Origin of the sequence: Arthrobacter sp. GAS37 (assembly GCF_044908325.1) — a bacterium.
GTDB lineage: Bacteria > Actinomycetota > Actinomycetes > Actinomycetales > Micrococcaceae > Arthrobacter > Arthrobacter ramosus.
In genome coordinates, this window is the sequence record NZ_JBIYDB010000036.1 from 12,398 (window position 1) to 37,122 (window position 24,725).

Below are 24,725 nucleotides of genomic sequence, written 5' to 3' on the forward strand. Positions count from 1 at the left end.
GAAGGTCACCTGCAGCCGTTCGTGCTGCGACATGCCCACCCCTCCTGCCATGAACGGAAACGCATTGACCAAGAAGGATGAGAAGATCCACAAGAACGGCCCGCTGATCGGCATCGACGTCGGTGGCACCGGCATCAAGGGCGGCATCGTCGATCTCAAGAAGGGCAAGCTGCTCGGGGACCGCCTCCGCATCCCGACGCCGCAGCCCGCCACTCCCGAAGCCGTCGCCGAAGTGATCGCACAGATCGTCGAAGAATTGTCGGCCCGCGAGGATGCTCCGGCCAAGGGTTCGCCCGTGGGAGTCACCTTCCCCGGAATCATCCAGCACGGCGTGGTCCGCTCTGCCGCCAACGTGGACAAGTCCTGGCTCGACACCGACATTGATTCGCTGCTCACCAAGCGCCTGGACCGTCCCGTCGAGGTCATCAACGATGCCGACGCAGCCGGTCTCGCCGAAGCCCGCTACGGCGCAGGCGAAGGGGTCGACGGCACGGTCCTGGTCATCACACTCGGCACGGGCATCGGCTCGGCCTTCATCTTCAACGGGCACCTCGTGCCCAACGCCGAGCTAGGCCACCTCGAAGTGGACGGCCACGACGCCGAAACGAAGGCATCCGCCGTCGCGCGCGAACGCGACGGCTTGAGCTGGGAAGAATACAGCGTGCTGCTGCAGCGCTATCTCTCCCACGTCGAGTTTCTGTTCTCCCCCGAACTCTTCATCATCGGTGGCGGCATTTCGAAGCGTTCGGACGAGTACTTCCCCCATTTGAATCTGCGGACCCGCATCGTCACCGCGGAACTGAAGAACGACGCCGGAATCGTGGGGGCCGCACTGGACGTCGCCCTCCACCACAACCTGGCCAAGTAGCAGTGGTGCCGGTGGTGGCTGCGGCTTCCCCTCCGCTGCCACCACCGGAGCTAGATGGGGCTTTTCTCGGAGCTCTTGCCCTTGGCGATCTTCGCCGCATTCTCGGCCGCTGCGCTTTCAGCCTCGTGGCGAAGCAGCGAAATGGCCGACTCGAAGTCCTCAAGCGATTCGAAGGCCTGGTAAACACTGGCAAAGCGAAGGTAGGCGACTTCGTCCAGTTTCTGGAGTGGTCCAAGAATGGCCAGGCCGACCTCGGGGGCGTCGATTTCCGCCGCACCTGAAGAGCGGATATTTTCCTCGACTTCCTGGGCCAGCATCGCAAGGTCGTCCTCGGTCACGGGTCGCCCTTGGCAGGCCTTGCGAACGCCATTGATGATCTTGATCCGGCTGAAGGGTTCGCCCACGCCTGAACGTTTGATGACGGAAAGGCTGGTGGTCTCCACGGTGGTGAAACGGCGTCCGCACTCGGGGCACTGGCGCCGACGGCGGATGGCCGAGCCGTCGTCGGCCATTCGACTGTCCACAACGCGTGAGTCGGGGTTTCGGCAGAACGGACAATACACGCTGGGCCTCCCCTGTTCGGTTCCGGCCCCCTGTCCTCGCGGCGGCATCGGCCGGGAACGCAAAAGGTGCCGGAAGTTTGACTTCCGGCACCAGTTTACGGCTACATAAGGCCTAATGACAAGACTGTAATTACTATATGTAGTGGTTGTTACCCATACATGTAGTGGTTTAGTCCCCCGCGAAACGAATCTTGACGGCGTCGCCGTGGCCGGGAAGGTCTTCGGCATCGGCGAGGCTCACGATATGTCTGCTGACCTGCTCCAAGGCAGCCTTGTCATAGTTGATCACTTGGACGGCGCGCAGGAATGTTGTCACGTTCAGTCCGGAAGAGAAGGCTGCGGTACCGCTCGTGGGCAAAACGTGGTTGGAGCCTGCACAGTAGTCGCCGAGGCTGACCGGGCTGTAGTCCCCCACGAAAATCGCGCCCGCGTTGCGGATCCTTGCGGCGACCGCGGCTGCGTCCGCCGTCATGATTTCCAAGTGCTCTGCCGCATACGCATCGCAGACGGCGATGCCCTGCTCGATATCGTCTACCAGCACCACGCCTGACTGCGGGCCGGACAATGCCGTGGTGACCCGTTCGCCGTGCTTCGTGGTTCCTGCCTGCACCGCGAGTTCCCGCTGAACAGCAGAGGCGAGTTCCTCGGAGTCGGTGATCAGGACAGACGCCGCCTTGGGGTCGTGCTCGGCCTGGCTGATGAGGTCGGCGGCCACGAGCGCCGGACGGGCGGAAGCATCAGCCAGGATGGCGATCTCGGTAGTGCCGGCCTCGGAGTCGATCCCCACTACGCCTTTCACAAGCCGCTTGGCGGTGGCGACGAAGATGTTTCCGGGGCCGGTCACGACGTCCACGGGCTCGATGGGCTGATCATTGCCGGCCCCGGGGATACCGTAGGCCAAGGAAACAATCGCCTGGGCCCCTCCGATGGCATACACCTCGTCAATGCCGAGCAAAGCGGCCGCGGCCAGGATGGTGGGGTGGGGCAAGCCTCCGAAGTCCTTCTGGGGCGGGGAAGCCAAAGCGATCGAGGCGACCCCGGCAGCCAGCGCCGGAACGACGTTCATGATCACTGAGGACGGGTAGACGGCCAGGCCGCCCGGAACATACAGCCCCACGCGGCCCACCGGTACCCAGTTCTGGCTGACGACGGCGCCGTCCCCCATTTCCACATCGACGTTCGCGGGCCGTTGGCCGTCAGCAAAGCGCCGGGCACGGCTGATGGATTCCTCCAGGGCCGCGCGGACTGACGGATCCAGGTTCTCAAGGGCTTCAGCAAGGGCGGCGGCCGGCACGCGCGGGTGGGACTGTTCCACGCCGTCGAACGCCAGCGCGAACTCCCCCAGCGCCTCGAAGCCGCGGGAACGGACGGCCGCAACGATGTCCAGGACTTTTTGCTCGGCGTCCGCCATGGTCTGATGCTTCGCCCGGGGCACCACGGCACGCAGCTCCGCCAGGGTCAGGGATCGTCCGCGCAAGTCAATGCGGCGGAAATCCAGGGACTGGGCGGCGGTTTCGGCAGGATTCTCCGGAGAAATGGTCACCAGATCATTTTACGGGGCGAGCGGCGGTGCCTCCGGCTGCTTTCCCATCAAGCTGAAAAGAGTCAGGAGGAATGTCACAAGGGCCGTCGCCCCCGGCCACAGCAAGAGTGCCGTCGCCGCCCGCAAGGTGAAGCCCTCACTTCCGTTTGAGGCGGGACCCCACCACTGCGCGGCCAGCAACCCCACCTGCCAAGCCACCAATGCCCCTGCCGTACCACCTAGGACTGCCAGGAACGTCCGGATGCCATGTCCCGGCTTACGGACCTTGCTATCCAGCAGGACCGCCGTGAAGCAGCCGGAAAGCAGCAGAAGCCCGGCCAGGACCAAGTCCCTCGGAAGGCGCCCAGCCGAGGCTGTGGGATCGGCGAGGGCAGGATTTCCGGAGATCACGTTGAGGCCGCCCGGAGCCAACAACCACCATGCGAGGCCCAGCCCGATACCCGAGGCGGCGGGCACGGCGAGCCACAGCCACCATTTGCGGTCTCGCGTGTCCGTGTCCGGGTCCGTGTCTCCCGTGGGACCGGAGTCGAGAAGGTTCGATGTTGGCTTGGTCATGACACAAACATTAACAAACGTTTCTGGACGCTCAACAAGCAAGCGTCCCGGCGGGCGGCGGAATACGCTGAATCCACCAGCGTTATTACCAATAGCTCGTGCAGGAGATCGGCAAAGTGGCTTCGGACAATTCGGCTTTTGAAGCAACATTCAAACAAATGTTCCGCCGGCATGCCGCCGGTGTGGCCATCATCACTGCCGACCTCAACGGCAAGCCTTTCGGCTTCACCGCGACGTCCGTGGCTTCACTGTCGGCCGAGCCACCACGCTTCACGTTCAACATGTCCCGCAGTTCCAGTTCCTGGCCGGCGGTGGCGAATTCGACGTATATCGGCCTGCACATGCTCGGCCTTGAGAACCAGGCTCTCGCAGACCGCTTCGCCCGCACCCAGGAGCGGTTTGAGGGCGATCACTGGGAACCGGGCCCGTTCGATGTCCCCATCCTCAAGAACGTCGCCGGCTGGTTGATCGGCAAGATCCAGATGCGCCTGTCCTTCGAAAACAACGCGATCGTGGTGGTGGAGGTTGTCGACGGACTGGTCGGCGAGGACGACACCCCGCTGCTGTACCACTCGGGCTCCTACGGCCAGCCGGTTCCGCTCGACTATGAAATCTAGTTAAAGCAGGAAATCCAGCGTCACCGGCTGAGCCGATCAGGCAGCCGCCCGCTCAACTGTCCAGGCAGGTCGGGCCAAGAAGTACCTTGAGGTCACCGAAAAGTGACGGAGTGGGATTCACGCGCATGTGCACAGGCAGGCCCATGACCTCGACCTTGGAGTCACCCTGCAAGTGGAGCCTGACCTCGGAGTTTCCCCGGTGGGTGGTCAAAACATCGCGAAGATCAGTGACGACCGCCTCGGTTGCCTTGTAGGTGGGCATCGTGATGACGAGGGGACCGTTGGTGCTTTCGCTCAGGTCCGGAACCGAGAGCTCCATGCAGTTCAAGGTGACCGCACCGTCGTCGCGCCGCTGCAGGCGGCCCTTGACCACCACGATCAGGTCCTCCGCGAGGACCGAAGCGATAGGCCCGTAAACCTGGCCGAAGAACATGACCTCGATGGAAGCGCCCAGGTCTTCGATCTCCGCCCGAGCGTAGGCGTTGCCGCTTGCCTTGGCGATCCTGCGGCTGAGCGAGGTGATCATGCCCGCAATGGTGACGATGGCGCCGTCGTGCGGTCCGTCTTCTCCCAGGATCGAGGTGATCGACTGCTCAGCATGCTGGCTCAACACGCCCTCACGCCCTTGCAGGGGGTGGTCCGAGACATACAGTCCAAGCATGTCCCGCTCGAAGGCGAGCTTGTCTTTCTTCTCCCATTCCGGCAGGTCAGGGATCTCCGTACTCAGGGAGGCCTGCGGCTCCTGGTCCTCGAATCCGGCGAAGAGATCGAACTGGCCGATCGCCTCATTGCGTTTGAGCGTGATGACGGAGTCGATCGCTTCTTCGTGGACCATGGCCAACGCACGGCGGTGATGGCCGAGGGAGTCGAACGCGCCCGCCTTGATGAGGGACTCGATGGTGCGCTTGTTGCAGACGACCGCCGGAACCTTCATGAGGAAGTCCTTGAAGGAGGTGTAGGCGCCCTCGCTTGCCCGGGCCGCCACCATGGCTTCCACCACGTTGACGCCGACGTTGCGGATGGCCCCCATTCCGAAGCGGATGTCGGTTCCGACAGGGGTGAAGTTGAGGCTTGACTCGTTGACGTCCGGCGGCAGGACAATAATGCCCATGCGCCGGCATTCATTGAGGTAGATGGCCGACTTGTCTTTGTCGTCGCCCACGGAAGTGAGCAGTGCGGCCATGTATTCGGGAGCGTAGTGGGCCTTCAGGTACGCAGTCCAGTAGGAGATGACCCCGTACGCGGCGGAGTGCGCCTTGTTGAAGGCGTAGTCGGAGAACGGGAGCAGGATGTCCCACAAGGTCTTGACGGCATCCATGGAGTAGCCGTTGTCCTGCATGCCTTGGGAGAAGCCGGCGAACTGCTTGTCCAGTTCTGATTTCTTCTTCTTGCCCATGGCGCGCCGGAGGATATCGGCTTGACCGAGCGAGTAGCCGGCCAGCTTCTGGGCCACGGCCATGACCTGCTCCTGGTACACGATCAGGCCGTACGTTCCGCCGAGGATTTCGGCGAGCGGTTCCTCGAGCTCCGGATGGATCGGGATGACCTCTTGGATTTTGTTCTTGCGCAGGGCGTAGTCCGTATGCGCGTTGGCGCCCATGGGACCTGGCCGGTACAGCGCCAACACGGCGGAGATGTCTTCGAAGTTGTCGGGCTTCATGAGCTTGAGCAGCGATCGCATGGGCCCGCCATCGAGCTGGAAGACGCCCAAAGTGTCGCCGCGCGCCAGCAACTCGTACGACGCCGGGTCGTCCAACGCCAAGTGCTCGAGATCGAGGTCGACGCCTCGGTTCATCTTGATGTTTTCCAGGGCGTCGGAAATGATCGTCAGGTTCCTCAGGCCGAGGAAGTCCATCTTGATCAGGCCAAGGCCTTCGGACGTCGGGTAATCGAACTGCGTGATGACCTGGCCGTCCTGGATGCGGCGCATGACAGGAATGACGTCGATGATGGGGTCCGAAGACATGATGACACCCGCGGCATGCACGCCCCACTGCCGCTTCAGCCCCTCAATGCCCAGCGCGGTCTCGAAAACCTTGGCGGCCTCCGGGTCCGTACTGATCAGCTGGCGGAAGTCTCCGGCCTCGCCGTAGCGCTTGGCCTCCGGGTTCTGGATGTCCGCCAGCGGGATGTCCTTGGCCATCACGGCCGGCGGCAGGGCCTTGGTGAGCTGTTCACCCATGCTGAACGGGTAGCCGAGCACGCGGGAGGAGTCCTTGAGCGCCTGCTTGGTCTTGATGGTGCCGTAGGTGACAATCATCGCCACGCGCTCGTCGCCGTACTTCCGCGTGACGTAGTCGATGACTTCGGAGCGGCGACGATCATCGAAGTCGACGTCGAAGTCGGGCATGGACACGCGGTCCGGGTTAAGGAAGCGCTCGAAAATCAGGCCGTGTTCCAGCGGGTCGAGGTCGGTGATGCGCATGGCATATGCCACCATGGAGCCCGCACCCGAACCACGGCCCGGGCCCACCCGGATTCCGTTGTTCTTGGCCCAGTTGATGAAGTCGGCCACCACCAGGAAGTAGCCCGGGAAGCCCATGGAGGTGATGACCTCAAGCTCATAGTCGGCTTGCTTGCGTACCTTGTCCGGGACGCCGTTCGGGTAACGGTAATCGAGTCCCGTGGCTACTTCCTTGACGAGCCAGGACGTCTCGTCCTCGCCGGGAGGGCAAGGGAACCGCGGCATGTAGTTCGCACCGGTGTTGAAGGACACTTCGCAGCGCTCTGCGATCAGCAACGTGTTGTCGCAGGCTTCGGGATGGTCGCGGAACAGCTCGCGCATCTCCTGCGGCGACTTCAAGTAGTAGCCGCTGCCGGAGAACGCGAATCGGGAGCCGCCGTTGTCATAGGTGGGCTCAAGCAGCGTGGAGCCTGACTGGATCGCCAACAGGGCCTCGTGGGCCTTCGCGTCATGCTCATGGGTGTAGTGAAGGTCATTGGTGGCCACGAGCGGAAGCTTCAGCTCCTTGGCCAACCGCAGCAGATCGCCAGTGACCCGCCGCTCGATGTCCAGGCCATGGTCCATGAGTTCGCAGAAGTAGTTTTCCGCGCCGAAGATGTCGCGGAACTCGGACGCCGCAGCCAGGGCTTCCCGGTACTGCCCCAGCCGAAGACGGGTCTGGACTTCTCCGGATGGGCAGCCCGTGGTGGCGATCAGGCCTTCGGAATAGGTGTTCAGCAACTCCCGGTCCAAGCGGGGCCATTTGCCGAACACCGAGTCGAGGGAAGCAATCGAGGATGCCCGGAACAGATTGCGCATGCCCACGTTGTTGTAGCTCAACAACGTCATGTGGGTGTAGGAACCGCCACCGGAAACGTCATCCTTGCGCTGGCCCTCGTCGCCCCAGCGGACGCGCTCCTTGTCGCCGCGCGCCGTGCCCGGCGTGACATAGGCTTCGACGCCGATGATCGGCTTGATGCCTTTGTCCGTGGCCTTCTTCCAGAAATCGAAGGCACCGAACAGGTATCCGTGGTCCGTGGTGGCCAGCGCAGGCATGCCCAGCCGCTCGGTCTCATCGAACAGCTCAGTAAGACGCGCCGCACCATCCAGCATGGAGTATTCGGTGTGGGTGTGCAGATGGACGAACGAGTCATTGCTGGAAGTCACCACGACAGTCTACCGGCAGGGGCCGCTGTTGGAGTGGCGCACCTGAAGCGTAAATCCGGCTACGCGTTGCCGCTCTCAAGGAGCTCCAGCGCGTACTGCAGGTCCGCCGGATACTGGCTGGTGACTTCCACCCATTCGCCGGTCCGGGGGTGGTTGAAGCCAAGCCGCCGCGCGTGCAGCCACTGCCGGGTGAGTCCCAGGTTGGCAGCCAAACGCGGGTCCGCCCCATAGGTCAGATCGCCCGCGCAGGGGTGCCTGAGGGCCGAGAAATGAACCCGGATCTGGTGTGTCCTGCCTGTCTCGAGGTGAATTTCCACGAGGGTCGCCTTGCCATAGGCCTCGAGGACTTCGTAGTGCGTCACCGAGGGACGGCCATCCTCGATCACCGCGAAACGCCAATCATGCCCCGGGTGGCGCCCGATGGGCGCGTCTATGGTGCCCTCCAGTGGATCCGGCAAGCCCTGGACCACCGCGTGGTACACCTTGTCCACCGTGCGTTCCTTGAAGGCCCGCTTGAGCACCGTGTAAGCCTGTTCGCTCTTGGCCACGACCATGACGCCCGACGTTCCGACGTCGAGGCGGTGGACGATGCCGGCACGTTCAGGCGCGCCGGACGTTGAGATCCGGTATCCCGCACCGGCGAGGCCACCCACCACGGTAGGGCCGACCCAACCCGGTGACGGGTGTGCCGCCACGCCGACAGGCTTGTCGATGACGACAAAGTCGTCATCGTCCAACAGGATATTCAGGCCTTCCACGACTTCCTCCACGACTTCCAAGGGATCCCGGCGTTCGGGAACGGTGACTTCCAGCACGGAGCCGGCAACGAGTTTCGCCGATTTGCCCACCGTGTTTGCAGCGACCGTGACATTGCCCTCGGCGATCAGCAAGGCGGCCGCGGAGCGGGAGATGTCCATCAGTTTCGCCAAGCCCGCGTCAGCCCTGGCCCCGCCCAGCTCTTCGGGCACCACGAATTGCTCAGACATCGCCCGGATCCTCATCATCCGGCGCGCCGGCCTTGGCCGGTGCGGAACCGGCCGAGTGATGGCGGGAGCCGTCGAGGCCGATCCCCCGCAAGGTCAGCAGGCAGATGATCACGACGCTGGAAACTACCGCCGAGTCGGCGATGTTGAAAATAGCGAAGTTGGGCAACTGGATGAAGTCCACCACGTGGCCCATGGCAAAGGAAGGCTCGCGGAAAAGGCGGTCCGTGAGGTTTCCGAGTGCGCCGCCCAGCAGCAGGCCGAGTGCCAGCGACCACCAGACTGACCCCAGTCGACGCACCTGGAACAGGATCACCACTGAAACGGCCGCCATGACGATCGTGAAGACCCATGTGACGTTTTCCCCGATGGAGAACGCAGCGCCCGAGTTTCGGATGTAGTACCAGTGCAGGAGCGGAGGAAGGACGGGGATCCGCTCGCCTTCGACCATGGTGCTGGTGACCCAGAGTTTGGTCAGTTGGTCGAAGGCGTACGCGAACACGGCAAAGCCTGCAAAGACCCAAAGCAATGCGGGACGCCACGTGTGGGCTTTGATGCGGACCGGCTCCGTGGTGCCGTCAGTTTGTTCGTCGCTCATAGTACTTTCATTCGGTAAGCGTGGCTTCTGGCGCCTTAACAGGCGAAAGCCGGTGGCCGAGGAATCCCCAGCCACCGGCTTTCAGAATACTTGCTAGACCTCTGCGGCGGCTTCGCCGACCTCAGGAGCCGCAACTGAGCCGCGGGCATCCAAGTCACGCAGCTGGCCTTCGATGTAGGCCTTCAGGCGGGAGCGGTAGTCGCGCTCGAAGCCGCGGAGCTGCTCCACCTTGCGTTCGAGAACGCTGCGCTGCTGCTCGAGGGCACCGAGGATCTTGCGGGACTTGTCCTGCGCGTCGTTGACGAGGCTGGAGGCTTCGATCTGTGCCTCGGCAATGATCTTTTCCTTCTGCTGCTCACCGTCGGCGACGTGCTTATCGTGCATCTGCTGAGCCATCGCCAGCAGGCCGGCGGCGGACTCGGCGGAAGGAGAGCCAGCCGAAGGTGAGGCCGGGGCCGGAGCGGCGGCAACGGCCGGCTCCTTCTTCTTCTCGGCTTCGGCAGCCTTCGCTTCGGCTTCCGCCTTGGCCTGTGCGTCCTTGTCGGCCTTCACCGGAGCGGGCACCTTCTCGACCACGGGTGCCGATGCCGCGCTGGCAGGGACCGGGTTTCCGCCTTCGCCAAGCTTCTTGCGGAGCTCGTCGTTCTCTTGGTTCAAGCGCCTCAGCTCGACGACGATTTCGTCGAGAAAGTCGTCGACCTCGTCCTGGTCGTAGCCTTCGCGGAACTTGGTCGGCTGAAAGCGCTTGTTGACAACGTCTTCTGGCGTCAAAGCCATCTGGTCACCTCGTTGGTCTAGTTAGTCAGTAGGCCTTCCGGCCGTTCAAAACTACGGTACCTAAATATCATCTGATTCCCCCAATTCAACACCATCGTGTTGGGGCGGAGGATTGCAGTCCACCGGCCGAAGAAAACAGATCGACGGCAAATGGCCTGCGGAAAAGCTACGCCAGCGTGTAGACGAATCCCATCGCGATGCTGACGACAATAAACACGATCAGAAATGCCAGGTCAAGGGACACCCCACCAAGCTGCAGCGGCGGAATCAGCCGGCGGATCCGTTTCAAGGGCGGATCAGTCACAGAATAGACCACGTGCGCGGCCACCAGGGCAGCGCCACGGGGGCGCCACTGGCGCGCAAACATCTGCACCAGATCGAAGACGAGCCTGATGACGAGGGTGACCAGGAACAGCAGCAATGCAATGTACAAAAGGCCGAAAACTATGCCCACGGGTTAGCTCAGATCTCCTAGTTCGCCACTTTTCTCGGTCAGTCCCTCTATTGCAACACAGATGCCAGGCAGATCGCTCTGCCTGGCATTCTGTGATGACTATGCTAGCTCTGGTTGAAGAACGTTGCTTGGGCTTCGCTGACCTTCTTGTCGTCGCCAAGAACTTCGACGTACGACGGCGACAACAGGAAAACCTTGCTGGTGACGCGCTCAATGCTGCCGTGGAGTCCGAAGACCAACCCGGCGGAAAAATCGACGAGGCGCTTGGCATCTCCCTCACCCATGTCGGTGACGTTCATGATCACGGGGATGCCGTCCCGGAAACTTTCGCCGATGATCTTGGCGTCATTGTAGGAGCGGGGATGGACGGTGGTGATCTGCCTCAGGCCGGAGGCGTCTTCGCGGCTCGATGCCGCACGCTTGATAGGTGTCACGGGTGCGCGGTATTCCTCTTCGGCGACAGGGGGGACTTCACGAACTACTTCACGTACAGGTGCAGGGGCGCGGCGCTCTTCACGATTGTGGTCGACAGACCGGTCCTCGTCCGTGTGCTGCACGTGCTGCTCAGACTCGTAGTGTTCATCGCCATCGGCGAGCCCAAGATAAACCATTGTCTTGCGCAGTGCGCCAGCCATGCTGGACTCCTATCGTGTCTGCAGTAGGCGGGCCGCCCATGACTTGACATCGCTGAAATCCCGGCCCGTCGCTTCCAATACTTTGACGCTACCCCACCCGCGGACGCGAACCGAGAATATCCGAGCCAATTCGCAGGTGTGTCGCACCAAATTGAACGGCAGCTTCGAGGTCCTGGCTCATCCCGGCGGATATCCCCACGGCGTCCGGATGCGGTCCCCGCAGATCCCGTGAAATGGCGGCGAGTTTCTCGAATGCTTCCTCCGGGGGTGCGCCGAGCGGCGCGACGGCCATCACTCCGGCCAGGCGCAGCCCGGCGGCGGTAGCGATGGATTCGGCGAGGCGCTCGACGTCGGACGGAGCGGCACCGCCGCGGTGGGCGCCGGCGTCGTCCTCAAGACTGACCTGGATGTAGCAGTCAAGGTCCGGCCTGCCGGACTCGGACTGTTGCCGCGCAACAGCCTTCGCAAGGGCCTCGGCGAGTTGCAGACGGTCGATCGATTGCACGGAAAACGCGTACTTCGCTACGGACTTGGCCTTGTTGCTTTGCAGTTGGCCGATGAAGTGCCAACGCACCGGGAGTCCGGTGAGCTCGGCAGACTTCGCGGCCGCTTCCTGGTCGCGGTTTTCACCGACGTCCGTCACGCCAAGTGCCGCCAGCCGGGCGACATCCGCTGCCGGATGGAACTTGCTGACGACTATCAGTTGCGGTTCTTCGCTTCGCCCGGCCGCCACGGTTGCCGCCGAAATCCGCCGGCGGACCGCGGCGAGCCGTTCGCGCAGCTCGGCTGTCCGTGGATCGCCCGCGGCGCTTTCGGCTGTTGGCAAATACTCACTCATGCGTCCACACCAAACCTGCAAAGCGGCCTGTTTGCTGATTGCGCCTGTACGAGTAGAGCCGGGCGGTCTCCAGCGTGCACTCCCCCGAGTACTCGACCGTGACGTCGAGTGCGTTCAGCTGGGCGCGCACACCGGCGGGCAGATCCAGTGCGGGCGTACCCCATGAGGTTGTGGACCAGGTTTCCGGGACCGCGGCAGCTACGTCCGTCCGCAACTGTTCGGGAACTTCGTAGCATTCTCCGCAGATGGAAGGGCCTACCCAGGCGCTGATGCTCGCCGCACCGCGGTTTCGCATATCCGCCACGGTGGCTGAAACGATGTCCGCAGCAACCCCGGGCCGGCCGGCGTGGACCACGGCAAGGACCGGATCGATTTCTTCCGGCACTTCGCCCAACAGCACGACGGGGACACAGTCGGCCACCATGACCGCGAGAGGCTGGCCCCTCGACACCATGGCGTCGGCCGTCGGCCCGTCGCCATGCGCGGTGATGAATTCGACGGCTTTTCCGTGGACCTGGTTCATGTATTGGAAATGCCGTTCGCCGAGCCCCACTGCTGCTTCCAGCCGGGCCCGGCGCGCCATCACGTCGTCAGGATTGTCCGCCACGTGCAGAGCCAGGTTGCCCGCATCGTCATCGGAGAAGGCTACCGAAATTCCGGGCCGCACTTCTTTTTGCCACCAAAACACTACTGGCTGACTCTCCTGGGTGGGTCTGGACGGAACGGTTACTTCAAGAAGTCCGGAACATCGAGGTCGTCAGTGCGGCTTCCCGAAAGGTCCGGTTCGACGACGGCGGGAAGGTCGACGTCGAAGCCGGAGTCGGCCGGCAAGGCCGACGGGCGCTGCTGGCCCCAGTTGCTCAAGCCGGAAGCGCCGACGCCGGCGGAAACGTGCTGCGGCGCCGAATAGGCCGGGGCAGCCGAAGGCGCGGCGGGACGGTCCGGAGCCGCAGGGGCCTGGTGCTGACCTGGCTGCTGGGAAACCGACTGGTTCATCGACGGTGACGTGGCCTTGACGTCGTCAAAACCAGCGGCGATGACCGTGACGCGTGCCTCGTCACCCAAGGCGTCGTCAATGACGGCACCGAAGATGATGTTGGCCTCGGGGTGGGCCACTTCCTGCACGAGCCTTGCAGCTTCGTTGATTTCGAACAGACCCAGGTCCGAACCGCCCTGGATGGAGAGCAGGACGCCGTGGGCGCCATCGATCGACGCTTCCAGCAGCGGCGACGCGATGGCGAGCTCTGCGGCCTTGACGGCGCGGTCCTCGCCGCGCGCCGAACCGATACCCATGAGCGCGGAGCCTGCGCCCTGCATGACCGACTTGACGTCGGCGAAGTCGAGGTTGATCAAGCCGGGGGTGGTAATGAGGTCAGTGATGCCCTGGACACCGGACAGGAGTACTTGGTCAGCGGAACGGAAAGCGTCCAGGACGGAGACGTTACGGTCGCTGATCGACAGGAGGCGGTCGTTGGGAATGACGATGAGGGTATCGACTTCATCGCGCAGGGCGTCGATTCCGGCCTCGGCCGAACCGGCGCGCCGGCGGCCTTCGAAGGTGAAGGGCCGCGTGACGACGCCGATGGTCAGGGCGCCGAGCGAGCGTGCGATCCGGGCCACGACGGGGGCGCCGCCGGTTCCGGTGCCGCCGCCTTCGCCTGCGGTGACGAAGACCATGTCGGCTCCGCGGATAACCTCTTCGATCTCATCGGCGTGGTCCTCGGCGGCCTGGCGTCCGACGTCGGGGTTGGCGCCGGCTCCCAGACCGCGTGTGAGCTCGCGTCCAACGTCAAGCTTGACGTCCGCGTCGCTCATGAGGAGAGCCTGGGCATCGGTGTTGATGGCGATGAACTCGACGCCGCGAAGGCCGACTTCGATCATTCGGTTAACTGCATTCACGCCACCGCCGCCGATGCCGACGACCTTGATGACGGCCAAGTAATTCTGCGGTGCTGCCACGTTTCGTGCCCCTTGCTTGTGTCCTATAGCGAAACAGATCGAGTCCAACTTGAATCCTTGGACCTTAACCCTCTAGTTGAAGGTTATAGTTATGTCAAGTAACTCTTAAGTGACGGTATGGGCTATGAATCCGACATTCAATGACCGCCTCCGCGTGTCGTGTGAAAGTCCGAAAAATAGCCCCATACGTCGGCGACGTTACTTCGTGGAATGGCCTATTTGGTAAACGGGTGCCTTGGTGCGCTGACATCGTAGACATTCACCGGAACTTTTGGATTGGCGGGAGCCTTAAGCAACGCCTCGAGGACGCGCGCCTTCAGCTCCTTCTCGTCCGCATTCCCCCACACAACGATCTTGCCGTCCGTGAGCTTGAGCTCGACGGCGTCCGGCGACGAGGCCGACGCGCTGGCCATCTTCGCCAGGACATCCGCCGGCAGCGTCGCAAGAACGGCCGTGATCGCCCTGAAGAGATTCTGGTTGGCTCCTAGCCCATCGATGAGGGGCAAGGCAACAGATGCGGGATCGGCGGTTGATCCAAGCTGGACGCCGTCGACGTCAACCAGTGAATAGTTGTCACCGCTCTTGACCAGCGCCACGGGCACCCGCTCCACGACGTGGACCAAAAGTTCCGACGGCGGGCGGGCTTCGGTACTGACGGAACGCACCTGGACGAGGGGCTTGAGCAGCCGGGCGATCTCTGCGTCGTTGATTTGTGGAAGGGGTTTTCCCTTCACCGGTTCGAGGGCCTTCTGGACGCTCCCCGCTTGGAGTAGCTTGGTGCCGTCGACCGTCACCGTGCGCACAGCGAACACCGGCGAGTAGATCGCCGCAACGATAATTCCGGCGACCAGGGCGACGACGATGGCCAACGCCGTGAGTACCGTCCTCCGCCGCTTGCGTCCCTTGGGCTCCGGAAAGGCCAGCACATTGCTGTCCTTGCCGTTGGCGGCCCCTGAAGGGTCCCCGACGGGATCGTCGAGGCTGCGTTCAGCACTGACGACTCCGGGCCGGGTGCCGGCCTGCGGCTTGAAAGTGGGCTTCCGGGTATCAGCCACCCAACAGCTCCACGATCCGGGGCCCGTAGGCGGTCACGTCGCCGGCTCCGACGGTCAGCACGATGTCGCCCTCGCCGGCCGCGGAGAGAACCGCGTCCAGCGCTTCCTGGCCGCCGGCCACGAGCCTGCCGCCTTTGAGGCGCCCCGTGATCAAGGTACTCGTGACCCCGGGGATGGGATCCTCGCGGGCAGGGTAGATATCCAGGACGAAGGCGGTGTCCGCCTCGCCAAGCGCCTCTGCAAACTGCTCCGCGAATTCGCGGGTGCGCGAAAACAGGTGCGGCTGGAAGAGCACATGCACCTTGTTGCCGCCTGCCACGGAGCGGGCAGCGGACAAGGCGGCCCGGACCTCCGTGGGGTGGTGGGCGTAGTCGTCGTAGACACGCACGCCCCTCCCCTGCCCCTTGAACTCGAACCGCCGCGATGCGCCGGTGAAATGGCCGAGGGCAGCCGCGGCAGCCTCGGGCGCCACGCCGAGCTCGACTGCGACGCCGAACGCGGCCGCCGCGTTCAAGGCGTTGTGCCGTCCGGGTACTTGGAGGTCAAGCTGGTATCCCTGTCCGTCGATGGACACCCGGACGTCGCCGGGTCCCCCATCGTGCAGGCGGATATCGGCGTCCTCCGCGGTCCCGTAGCCCAGCACCCGGGTATTGCCCGCGGCGCGGGTGCGTTCCGCGAGGGCCCGGGCGCCGTCGTCGTCCGCGCAGGCGAAAAGCACGCCGTTGGCGGGCAGCAGTGCCGCGAAACTGTCGAAGGAGGCGTAGACAGCCTCAGGCGTGCCGTAGTAGTCCAGGTGGTCGGCCTCGACGTTCGTGACGACGGCAATGAGCGGCCGGTAGTTGAGGAAGGAACCGTCGGATTCATCGGCTTCGGCAACGAAGATGTCCGAGGTGCCGTGCGCCGCGTTGACACCGAGAGCGGGTACGTTGGCGCCGATGGCGAACGACGGGTCGAGTCCCGCTTCCTTGAGCAACACGGCAACCATTGAGGTGGTGGTGGACTTGCCATGCGTGCCGGCCACGGTCACCACACGGTCTGTGCCCATGGTTGCGGCGAGGGCCTCTGAGCGGTGGAGCACCGGAAGGCCGGCCGCCCGGGCCGCTTCCAGCTCCGGATTGTCCGCCCTGATGGCCGAGCCCGCGACGACGGTCTGCGCGTCACGAAGATTTTCCGCGGCGTAGCCAACGGCGATCCGTGCCCCGGCGGACTGGAGGTCCTGCATGACGGGCAGGTCCTTGGCATCCGAACCGCTCACCGGAACGCCCCTGGCCACCATGATGCGTGCGACGGCAGACATGCCCACGCCGCCGATGCCGATGAAGTGGACCCGGCCGAGGGAATCGATGTCTGCGAGGGGCTGGGTCATTCGGTTACCGCTTCCAAGACGAGATCAGCCATCCGCTGATCAGCATTTCTGATGCCAAGTTCCTTTGCCTTGCTGGCCATATCCTCAAGGCGGGCTTGATCCGTGAGCAAAGGAATCAACTCGGCTTTGAGCCATTCCGCGGTCAATGCCCGGTCGTCGACCAAAAGCGCTGCCCCGGCCTTGACCAGGGCGGACGCGTTCATTGCCTGCTCGCCGTTCCCGATCGGCAGCGGGACGAAGACCGCAGGGAGCCCGACGGCGGCCACCTCGCTGACGGTTGCCGCGCCGGACCGGGCAAGGAGAACGTCTGCTGCCGCGTACACGTTTTCCATGCCGTCCACGTATTCCACCTGGTGGTAGCCGTCGGCAGCCAGGGGGGCGCCGTCGTCGTTCGTCACTGCCTTGCCACGGCCGGTGATGTGCAGTGTCTGGATACCGGCTTCAGCCAGAGCGGCGACAGCACCGGCAATGGTGCGGTTGATGCTCTGGGCTCCGGAAGAACCGCCCGTCACGATGAGTGCGGGTTGTCCAGCGTCCAGGCCGAGCGACCGCCTGGCATCCGCGCGCCAAGCCGCCCGGTCCAAACCGGCGATGGCCTTGCGCATGGGCATCCCCACGTGGCGGGCGTGCCGTAGCCGGGTCTCGGGGAAGGCCACCCCCACATGCTTGGTGAACATCGCACCCACCCGGTTGGCAAGCCCGGCGCGCGTGTTGGCCTCGTGGATGACGATGGGGATCCTGCGACGCCACGCCGCGAGGTACATGGGAGTGCAGACATAGCCGCCGACGCCGAGGAGGACGTCGGCCTGCGCGTCGTCCAGAATGCGCCCGGCTTGTTTGACGGCCGCAGCGAGCCTGCCGGGCAGTTTGAGCAGATCAGCGGAAGGCTTCCGGGGAAAGGGAACCCGGTCGATGGTGGCCAGCTCGTAGCCGGCAGCCGGAACGAGACGCGTTTCCATGCCGTTGGGTGTGCCGACGGCAAGGATCCTGGCATCCGGCCGCAGCGACTTGATGGCATCGGCAATGGCGAGCAACGGGCTGATGTGTCCGGCGGTCCCGCCGCCGGCGAGGACCACGGAGAGGGGCTTGGGCTGGGAATTCATGGAGTGCTATGTACGCTTTCGTGCAGTTTTCGCAAGTCGCCAGCGCGGCTTGGAACGGCCGGCAGGAGCCATTTGGGCGCGGGCCAAAGACAACACTACGCCCACGCCGCATAGCGACATCACCAACGCTGAACCGCCGTAGGAAATGAAAGGCAGCGGAACGCCGATCACGGGCAGCAGGCCGGCCACCATGGCCATGTTGATCGCGGCCTGTCCAAGCATCCATGCCATGATCGAGCCGCCGAGCACCCGTGCGAACAAGTCTTCCTGGTGGCTGACAACCCGGTAGATGGCAACGGCGAGCAGCGCAAAAAGCACCAGGACCACGATGGTCCCCACAAGCCCGAGTTCCTCACCGATGACAGCGAAGATGAAGTCATTGTGGGCTTCGGGAATCCACTGGTATTTCTGCCGGCTCTGGCCAAGTCCGACACCAAGCCAACCTCCCGAAGCAAGGGCGCTGAGCCCCTGTTCGCTCTGGAAGCCGATGTCGCTTGCCCCTGCGCAGCTCTGCCCCATCCACGAGGTGATCCGGCACATCCGGTTTCCGCTCGTGACCGCCAGAATCAGCGCGGCAGCGGCGGCAACACTACCGGCCGCAGCGAAGAGCTTCAGGTTGACGCCGCCGAAAAACAAGCCCGCAGCCATGATGAGCATGACTACCAGCGAGGTGCCGAGGTCATGCCCCAGGACAATGAGGGTAATGATGGCGCCGGAGACCGGGACGATCGGGATCAGCGCGTGGGTCCACTTGTCGAGAAGTTTTGCCTTGACGGAAAGAACCGTGGCCATCCAGAGCACCAGGGCGAACTTGGCGTACTCCGATGGCTGGAAGGTGAAGCCACCGATCTCGATCCAGTTCTGGTTGCCCAGTACACGCTTGCCGATGACCAGGACCAGCACCAGCAAGGCGCCGGCAAGAATGATCGATGGCCACGCGAATCTCTTCAGCCAAACGACGTTGACCCGTGAAAGCACCAGCATCGCAACGATGCCGATGCCTGCGAACATGCCTTGCTTGGTGGCGATGGAGTACGGGGATTCGCCGGCCGCAATCGCTTCGACGCTGGACGCCGACAGGACCATGATGATCCCGATAGCGGTGAGCGCCAGCGAAGCGCCAAGAATCAAGTAGTAGGTTGACCCGCCGCTCGATTTGCCGCTTCCCTCGAGAGTTGACCAAAACCCGGAAATCCCCGAACGAATGCGGGACGGCAGCGAGGCTCGGGCAACGCTTGCCGCGCGTCCAGCGGGGTCTGACTTGCCGGTCCGGGTCCGCCCGGGCCCGCTGCGCGTGGGCGTGCTGACCATTGCTACTCCTCGGTGGTCTGTGCCTGGCCTTCCACAAGCTCGCGCACTGCCCGGATGAAAGCATCGCCACGGTGAGCGTAGGAAGAGAACTGGTCCATGGAGGCAGCCGCCGGGGCCATCAGCACGGTATCGCCGGGTTCGGCGATACTTGCTGCCGACTCGACAGCAAGGGCCATCACGGTGTCGCCGAAGATCGGAGACGGTTCCGCGGCGGTACCAGCTGAATCGGCGGACTGCACCATTTCAGTGTCGCCCTTGGGCTGCCCGATAACGGGCACATCCGCTGCGTGTCGCTTGAGGGAGGCCTCCAGGTCAGCGGTATCGGAGCCGATCAGCACCACCGCCTTGAGCCTGTGCGCGTTGCTTTTGACCAAGTCGTCATAGTTGACGCCCTTGGACAAACCGCCGGCAATCCAGACGACCTTATCGAACGCCGACAGGGCCGCAGAAGCTGCGTGCGGATTGGTCGCCTTGGAGTCGTTGACCCAGAGCACGCCGTTCAGCTTGGCCACAGGCTGGATGCGGTGGTCTCCCGGGAGATAGTTCCTGAGCCCCTCATGCACTGCGGCCGGTTCGACGCCGTAGGCGCGCACCAGTGCGGCAGCAGCCAGCGCATTGGCAACCATGTGTCGCGGCGCAGCCGTGCCCAGATCCGCCAGGGACGCGAGTTCCTCAGCTGAGCTCTTGCGTTCTTCGATGAACGCACGGTCCACGAGCAGCCCCTCGACGACGCCGAGCATGCTGATAGCCGGAGTCAAGGTGGTGAAGCCGATAGCCCGGCAACCCTCGACCACGTCGGCGTTTTCCACCATGCGTTCGGTCTCGATCTGCTCGGCGTTGTAGATGCACGCCTTCTGGGTGTTCTCGAAGATTTTTGCTTTGTCCGCGAGGTAGGACTCGTAGGAGCCGTGCCAGTCGACGTGGTCCTCGGCGACGTTGAGGCAGACGCTGGCCACTGGGGAGAGCGATTCGATCCAGTGCAATTGGAAGCTGGAAAGCTCAACCGCGAAGGCGTCGTACTCCACAGGGTCACGGAGTGCGTCCAGGATGGGAGTGCCTACATTGCCCACGGCGATTGCTTTGAGCCCCGCTGCCTGCAGCATGGCTTCGGTCATGCCCACCGTGGTGGTTTTGCCGTTGGTACCCGTGATCGTCAGCCAGTCCGCCGTCTTGCGGCCCTTGCGTTCGCGTACCCGCCAGGCGAGTTCGACGTCGCCCCACACCGGTACGTGGGCCCGTTTGGCAGCTGCCAGAAGGGACTGGTCCGGCCGCCAGCCCGGCGACGTCACGACGAGTTCGGCTTTTTCGCCGTCCACGCGGGGCAGTGTTTTGACGGCGTCCTGGCCAAGGAGAACGTCGGCTGCGCCGACGATCTTCAAGGTGTCCGCCTGTGCGAGGGCTTTGGCACTGGTGGCAGCGTCAACAACCACCACCCGTGCGCCCAGCTCGATCAAGGTATCGGCGGCCGCGAAACCGGAGACGCCGATGCCCGTCACGACGACGCGCAGGCCCTTCCAGTCGGAATCCCAACTGACGAGGTTCTCGAGCCGGTCGTTGGCAGAAGGCTTGGTTTGAGGACTTGCGCTCACAGCAGCACCACCCATTCAGCATAGAAAATCCCAAGGCCTGCGGCCACGAACAGGCCACAGAGAATCCAGAATCGGACAACCACCGTGATCTCGGCCCAGCCCTTGAGTTCGAAATGATGCTGAAGGGGGGCCATCTTGAAGACCCGCTTACCCTTGGTGACCTTGAAGTAGCCCACCTGGATGATGACCGACAGCGTGATGAGGACGAAGAGCCCGCCGATGATGCCCAAAAGAAGTTCGGTGCGGGAGAGGATCGCAAAGCCGGCTACCGCGCCGCCGATGGCCAGCGAGCCGGTGTCTCCCATGAAGATCTTCGCCGGAGACGTGTTCCACCAGAGGAAGCCCACCAGCGCGGCGCTGCAAATAGCCGCCAGAAGCGCCAGATCGAGCGGGTCACGGACTGAATAGCAGCCGCTGCCCGCCTCGCGGGGTGAACCGCAAGCCTGGTTGTTCTGCCAGATTCCCATGAGGGTGTAAGCCCCGAAGACCATGATGGAGGCGCCGGCGGCAAGGCCGTCCAGGCCATCCGTGAGGTTGACGCCGTTGGTTGCCGCGGTGACGATCAGGTTCGACCAGATGACAAACAGGATGGCCCCGAGGACGGTGCCACCGAAGGCCAGGTTCAGCCAGGGAATGTCCCGTACAAGGGAAATATGGGTGGAGGCCGGCGTGATCCCCTGCGCGTCGGGGAAGTTCAGGACGAGCACTGCGAAGACAATGCCGACGAACGCTTGAAGGATCAGCTTGGCTTTGGCATTGAGTCCGAGGCTGCGTTGCTTGGAAATCTTGATGAAATCGTCGAGGAAGCCAACGAATCCCATGCCGACCATGAGGAACAACAAGAGCAGGCCCGAAGCTGACGGGCCCGGTGATCGCGGGTTCATCATCCACATGATCAAGTGGGTCAACCCATAGCTGATGAGCACGGCGGCCACCACGACTGTCCCGCCCATGGTTGGAGTACCACGCTTGGTGTGGTGGGAGGTGGGTCCGTCGTCGCGGATGAACTGGCCGTATCCCTTGGTGACGAGGAACCGGATGAAGAGTGGCGTTCCAACCAAAGCCACCAGGAGGGCGACGCCCGCGCCGATCAACAGTGCAATCACAGCAGCTCGTTCCCTTCATTGGCGGCAGTTGCATCCGCGGTGTTCGCACTCGTTCGGGCCTGTGGGGGTAATGCTATCCGATCCCCCAAATGCCTTAGCCCGACCCCGTTGGAGGACTTGAAAAGCACCAAGTCGCCTGGTTTGAGCTCAGCCTGCAGCAGTTCGTAGGCCTCGTCGGCCGTTTCGGCGAAACTGCACTCGTCGCCCCAGGAGCCTTCCTGGATCGCGGAAATGTACAGCGCACGGGCTTCGCGGCCAACCACGACGAGCCGGGAAATGTTCAAGCGAACCACTTGCGTCCCCACTGCGGTGTGTTCGCGGATGGAATCTTCGCCAAGTTCCAGCATCGCGCCCAGCACCGCCCAGGTGCGGCGTCCCTGGCCGAGGTCGGCGAGGGTGCGCAAGGCTGCACGCATGGATTCCGGATTCGCGTTGTATGCGTCGTTGATGATGGTGACGCCGTCTGCCCGCTCAGTGCGTTCCATGCGCCACCGGCTGGCCGGCGACTGCTCGCTCAGCGAGTCGGCGATACCGGCGGCAGGGAGGCCTGCCGCGAACGCGGCGGCCGCGGCGGCCAGCAGGTTGGTGATGTGGTGCGCACCGATGAGCTTGCTGTGGACGGGATGGGGGACCCCGCCGTCGGGGAGGACGAGTTCGAATTCCGGGTGGCCGTCTTCGTCGATATCTGCGTTCCTGGCTTCGACTGCGGAGCCGGAAACGCCGGTAGCGGTGGTTCCGAGCACTTTGGCCCGCGTGCGGGAGACCATCGCCGCGACGCGCGCGTCGTCGAGGTTGATGATGGCGGTTCCGTCCTGCCCCAACGCCTCGACCAGTTCGCCCTTGGCCTTGGCTATGTTCTCCACGCCACCGAACTCGCCGGCATGGGCGGTGCCGACGCAAAGAACGACGCCGATGTCCGGTTGGACCATCTCGGCGAGGTATTTGATGTGGCCGATGCCGGTGGCGCCCATTTCGATCACGAGGTAACGGGTACCCGCATCGGCTCCGAACACGGTGAGCGGCACGCCGACTTCACCGTTGTACGAACCCTGCGGCGCCACTGTGGCGCCGGCCCGGGAAAGAATGCCCGCGAGCAAGTCCTTGGTGGTGGTCTTGCCAGCCGAGCCTGTGATGCCGATGACGGTGAAGGGCTCCCCCTGTGCCGCACGTGCGGCGCGGATGCGGCGCACGGACTCTGCAGCAAGGGCACCCATGGCGATCACGGCGTCATCGACGACGACGGCGGGGTACGGCCGGCCGTCGTCGTCGGAAACGTCGCGCTCGGTCAGCGCCAAGACAGCCCCGCGCTCAAAAGCGGCGCCTACATAGGCATGGCCGTCAGCGTTTTCACCTGGCTTGGCCACGTACAACGATCCAGCGGCCGCCTCACGGGAGTCGGTAACGACGGACGCCGGGACTATGCCCGGGTCCGCTGCCAATCGGCCATTGGTAATATCGGCGATCTCCGCCGCAGTAAGTGCAATCATCTCGGTCTAGGACTCTATCCGCTCGTCCGTGGAAACTTTGAATCCCCTGGCTGTCAAGGCCGCCCGCAGTTCCACCCGGTCGTCGAGGGCAAGGTTGACGCCCTTCACTTCCTGCCAGACCTCATGGCCCCGGCCGGCGATCAGGATGGTGTCCCTCTCAGTGGCCAGTTCCACGGCTTGGCGGATGGCGACGTCCCGGGGGTACGCTTCCACGATCTCGCAGTCCAGGTCCTCTGACTCGCGGGCGGCACGGGCGCCGGCGATGACTTCCGAACGGATCGCCGCAGCGTCTTCGTCATGGGGATCGTCGTCGCTGACAATCACGACGTCGGCGAGCCGGGCGGCGATGGCCCCCATGGTCGGCCGCTTGCCCTGGTCGCGCTGACCTGTGGCGCCGAAAACAACGATCACGCGGGATCCGGGTGATTGCGGGCGTACGGCCTTCAGGGCCCTCGCCAGCGCGTCCGGGTTGTGCGCGAAATCGACAACTGAGGCAGGGGCATCCGAGATCAGCTGCATCCGGCCGGGTACGGAAACGGTGAAGGGATCGTGGCTGTCCAGCGCCGCTTGAAGTACCGACGGGTCGATGCCGGAGTCAAGCACCATAATGGTGGCCAGCGCCGCGTTGGCGACGTTGAAGTCCCCCGGCAATCCGGTATGGACGCGCAGGGCCGTTCCATCGCGATGGCGCAATTCGAAGTCCGTTCCAAGCCCGCGTGGCTTGGTTGACTCCACCGTCCAGTCAGCGTCGCTCCCCGGCGTGGCCGACAGCGTGGTCACGGGAATTCCCGCCTCATCGGCCAGCAAGCGCCCCCAGGGGTCGTCCACCGTCACTACAGCCCGCCGTGCGCGCGCGCTGGTGAATAGTTCCGCCTTGGTACGGAAGTACTCGTCCATGCTTCCGTGGAGATCGAGGTGGTCCTGTGTCAGGTTGGTGAAGCCGGCAACGTCGAACGTCACCGAGTCGACCCTGTGGAACGACAGGGCATGGGAGGAGACCTCCATGGAAGCCGCCTCGAGCCCACGTTCACGCATGAGGGCGAGCAAGGCATGCACATCCGTCGACTCCGGCGTGGTCAGCAGGCTCGAGATGGCTTCGCCCCCCGCAAGAATTTCAATCGTCCCGATCAGGCCGGGATTCATGCCCAGGGCGCGGAGGAGGGAGTTGATGAAATACGTCGTCGTGGTTTTGCCGTTCGTACCGGTGACACCGAAAAGCGTGGGCGAAACGCCGTCGAGGGGCCGGCTTCGATAAATGAGGGCGGCGAGGGTGCCGACGGCGGCACGGGGATTGCCAACGATCAGCACGGGAACGGCAAGGTCCTTGAGTGCCAATTGACGGGCGCCATCTTCATCGGTCAAGACGGCCACAGCGCCGGCTGCCACCGCTTGGGTGACAAAGTCGGCCCCGTGGCGTGTGGCACCGGGCAGGGCCAGGTACAAGTCTCCCGGCTCGACGGTGCGCGAGTTGAGGGACACTCCAGTCACCGACGTACCGCCGGAGTCCGGGGGCAGCACGATTCCGAGGGAAGCTGCGATGGCCTCAAGGGGAACAGGCGCCACGACGGCTGGACGGAAGCCGGGTTTGTCCGTAGCCGACGGGTTCCCTGTAGGGATCGATACGGCATCATTCTGCTCTGACAAGGTGGTCTCCGTTGGTACTCGTAAAACTGGCCGCGCGGGAACCCGGGGGCTCCCGCAATCGGCA

Annotated in this window: 21 protein-coding genes and 1 pseudogene; 2 read left to right on the forward strand and 20 right to left on the reverse strand. The window is 63.8% G+C overall.

The features are described from left to right. The first annotated feature begins 64 nt into the window (after positions 1 to 64). Positions 65 to 868, forward strand: a complete 804-nt coding sequence (gene ppgK, locus ABH924_RS20170; protein ID WP_308193894.1) for a polyphosphate--glucose phosphotransferase — start codon at positions 65 to 67, stop codon at positions 866 to 868. Positions 869 to 918: 50 nt separating this feature from the next. Here ppgK and nrdR read toward each other — a convergent pair whose 3' ends face one another. From nrdR to ABH924_RS20185, 3 genes are all read right to left on the reverse strand, one after another. Continuing rightward, complete coding sequence (nrdR, locus tag ABH924_RS20175) at positions 919 to 1,431, reverse strand: transcriptional regulator NrdR (RefSeq protein WP_404501696.1); 513 nt, start codon at positions 1,429 to 1,431, stop codon at positions 919 to 921. Between the two features lie 169 nt (positions 1,432 to 1,600). Next, a complete protein-coding gene (hisD, locus tag ABH924_RS20180; protein ID WP_404501698.1) occupies positions 1,601 to 2,974 on the reverse strand; it encodes a histidinol dehydrogenase in 1,374 nt (457 codons plus the stop codon). Positions 2,975 to 2,983: 9 nt separating this feature from the next. Next, on the reverse strand, positions 2,984 to 3,529 hold the full coding sequence (locus tag ABH924_RS20185; protein ID WP_404501700.1) for a hypothetical protein: 546 nt from the start codon (positions 3,527 to 3,529) through the stop codon (positions 2,984 to 2,986). 158 nt (positions 3,530 to 3,687) lie between these two features. On the opposite strand from ABH924_RS20185, the gene ABH924_RS20190 reads away from it, so the two are divergent. After that, entirely contained in the window at positions 3,688 to 4,146 is a 459-nt protein-coding gene (locus ABH924_RS20190; RefSeq protein ID WP_113990687.1) for a flavin reductase family protein, read from the forward strand. 52 nt (positions 4,147 to 4,198) lie between these two features. On the opposite strand, the gene dnaE is transcribed toward ABH924_RS20190, so the two are convergent. From dnaE to ABH924_RS20275, 17 genes and pseudogenes are all read right to left on the reverse strand, one after another. Next, entirely contained in the window at positions 4,199 to 7,756 is a 3,558-nt protein-coding gene (gene dnaE / locus ABH924_RS20195; protein ID WP_404501702.1) for a DNA polymerase III subunit alpha, read from the reverse strand. Between the two features lie 59 nt (positions 7,757 to 7,815). Further along, entirely contained in the window at positions 7,816 to 8,742 is a 927-nt protein-coding gene (locus tag ABH924_RS20200) for an RluA family pseudouridine synthase (RefSeq protein WP_404501704.1), read from the reverse strand. Continuing rightward, complete coding sequence (gene lspA, locus ABH924_RS20205; RefSeq protein WP_404501706.1) at positions 8,735 to 9,337, reverse strand: signal peptidase II; 603 nt, start codon at positions 9,335 to 9,337, stop codon at positions 8,735 to 8,737. The genes ABH924_RS20200 and lspA overlap by 8 nt, the downstream gene beginning before the upstream one ends. A 93-nt stretch (positions 9,338 to 9,430) precedes the next feature. After that, positions 9,431 to 10,114 carry a DivIVA domain-containing protein gene (locus ABH924_RS20210; RefSeq protein WP_404501708.1) on the reverse strand — a complete coding sequence of 228 codons (684 nt, stop codon included), beginning with the start codon at positions 10,112 to 10,114 and terminating at the stop codon, positions 9,431 to 9,433. A 166-nt stretch (positions 10,115 to 10,280) separates the two neighbouring features. After that, positions 10,281 to 10,568 (reverse strand): YggT family protein, encoded by a 288-nt coding sequence (locus ABH924_RS20215; protein ID WP_234753845.1) that lies wholly within the window; start codon positions 10,566 to 10,568, stop codon positions 10,281 to 10,283. Between the two features lie 104 nt (positions 10,569 to 10,672). Continuing rightward, positions 10,673 to 11,203 (reverse strand): cell division protein SepF, encoded by a 531-nt coding sequence (locus ABH924_RS20220; RefSeq protein WP_078105563.1) that lies wholly within the window; start codon positions 11,201 to 11,203, stop codon positions 10,673 to 10,675. Positions 11,204 to 11,291: 88 nt separating this feature from the next. Further along, positions 11,292 to 12,041, reverse strand: coding sequence for a YggS family pyridoxal phosphate-dependent enzyme (locus ABH924_RS20225; protein ID WP_404501710.1), 750 nt, complete (start codon positions 12,039 to 12,041; stop codon positions 11,292 to 11,294). After that, a complete protein-coding gene (locus ABH924_RS20230) occupies positions 12,034 to 12,729 on the reverse strand; it encodes a polyphenol oxidase family protein (protein ID WP_404501712.1) in 696 nt (231 codons plus the stop codon). The genes ABH924_RS20225 and ABH924_RS20230 overlap by 8 nt, the downstream gene beginning before the upstream one ends. Before the next feature lie 38 nt (positions 12,730 to 12,767). Beyond that, positions 12,768 to 14,000: a cell division protein FtsZ gene (gene ftsZ / locus ABH924_RS20235; protein WP_234753839.1), complete on the reverse strand. Its 1,233-nt coding sequence runs from the start codon at positions 13,998 to 14,000 to the stop codon at positions 12,768 to 12,770. A 215-nt stretch (positions 14,001 to 14,215) separates the two neighbouring features. After that, the gene (locus ABH924_RS20240) at positions 14,216 to 15,055 is read right to left on the reverse strand and encodes a cell division protein FtsQ/DivIB (protein ID WP_404501714.1); all 840 of its coding nucleotides are present in this window, start codon (positions 15,053 to 15,055) and stop codon (positions 14,216 to 14,218) included. Next, positions 15,048 to 16,322 (reverse strand): annotated as a pseudogene (gene murC / locus ABH924_RS20245) (UDP-N-acetylmuramate--L-alanine ligase); the annotation flags it as partial. The gene ABH924_RS20240 and the pseudogene murC, both read right to left, overlap by 8 nt. Before the next feature lie 95 nt (positions 16,323 to 16,417). Next, positions 16,418 to 17,524 (reverse strand): undecaprenyldiphospho-muramoylpentapeptide beta-N-acetylglucosaminyltransferase, encoded by a 1,107-nt coding sequence (murG, locus tag ABH924_RS20250; RefSeq protein ID WP_404501716.1) that lies wholly within the window; start codon positions 17,522 to 17,524, stop codon positions 16,418 to 16,420. Between the two features lie 6 nt (positions 17,525 to 17,530). Next, positions 17,531 to 18,835, reverse strand: coding sequence for a putative lipid II flippase FtsW (gene ftsW, locus ABH924_RS20255; RefSeq protein ID WP_404501718.1), 1,305 nt, complete (start codon positions 18,833 to 18,835; stop codon positions 17,531 to 17,533). Positions 18,836 to 18,837: 2 nt separating this feature from the next. Continuing rightward, positions 18,838 to 20,439, reverse strand: coding sequence for a UDP-N-acetylmuramoyl-L-alanine--D-glutamate ligase (gene murD / locus ABH924_RS20260; protein ID WP_404501720.1), 1,602 nt, complete (start codon positions 20,437 to 20,439; stop codon positions 18,838 to 18,840). Further along, a complete protein-coding gene (gene mraY / locus ABH924_RS20265) occupies positions 20,421 to 21,530 on the reverse strand; it encodes a phospho-N-acetylmuramoyl-pentapeptide-transferase (protein ID WP_234753829.1) in 1,110 nt (369 codons plus the stop codon). Before mraY ends, murD begins: the two co-directional genes overlap by 19 nt. Further along, a complete protein-coding gene (gene murF / locus ABH924_RS20270; RefSeq protein WP_404501723.1) occupies positions 21,527 to 23,017 on the reverse strand; it encodes a UDP-N-acetylmuramoyl-tripeptide--D-alanyl-D-alanine ligase in 1,491 nt (496 codons plus the stop codon). Before murF ends, mraY begins: the two co-directional genes overlap by 4 nt. Positions 23,018 to 23,023: 6 nt before the next feature. Further along, the gene (locus tag ABH924_RS20275; RefSeq protein WP_404501725.1) at positions 23,024 to 24,661 is read right to left on the reverse strand and encodes a UDP-N-acetylmuramoyl-L-alanyl-D-glutamate--2,6-diaminopimelate ligase; all 1,638 of its coding nucleotides are present in this window, start codon (positions 24,659 to 24,661) and stop codon (positions 23,024 to 23,026) included. Between the last annotated feature and the right edge of the window lie 64 nt (positions 24,662 to 24,725).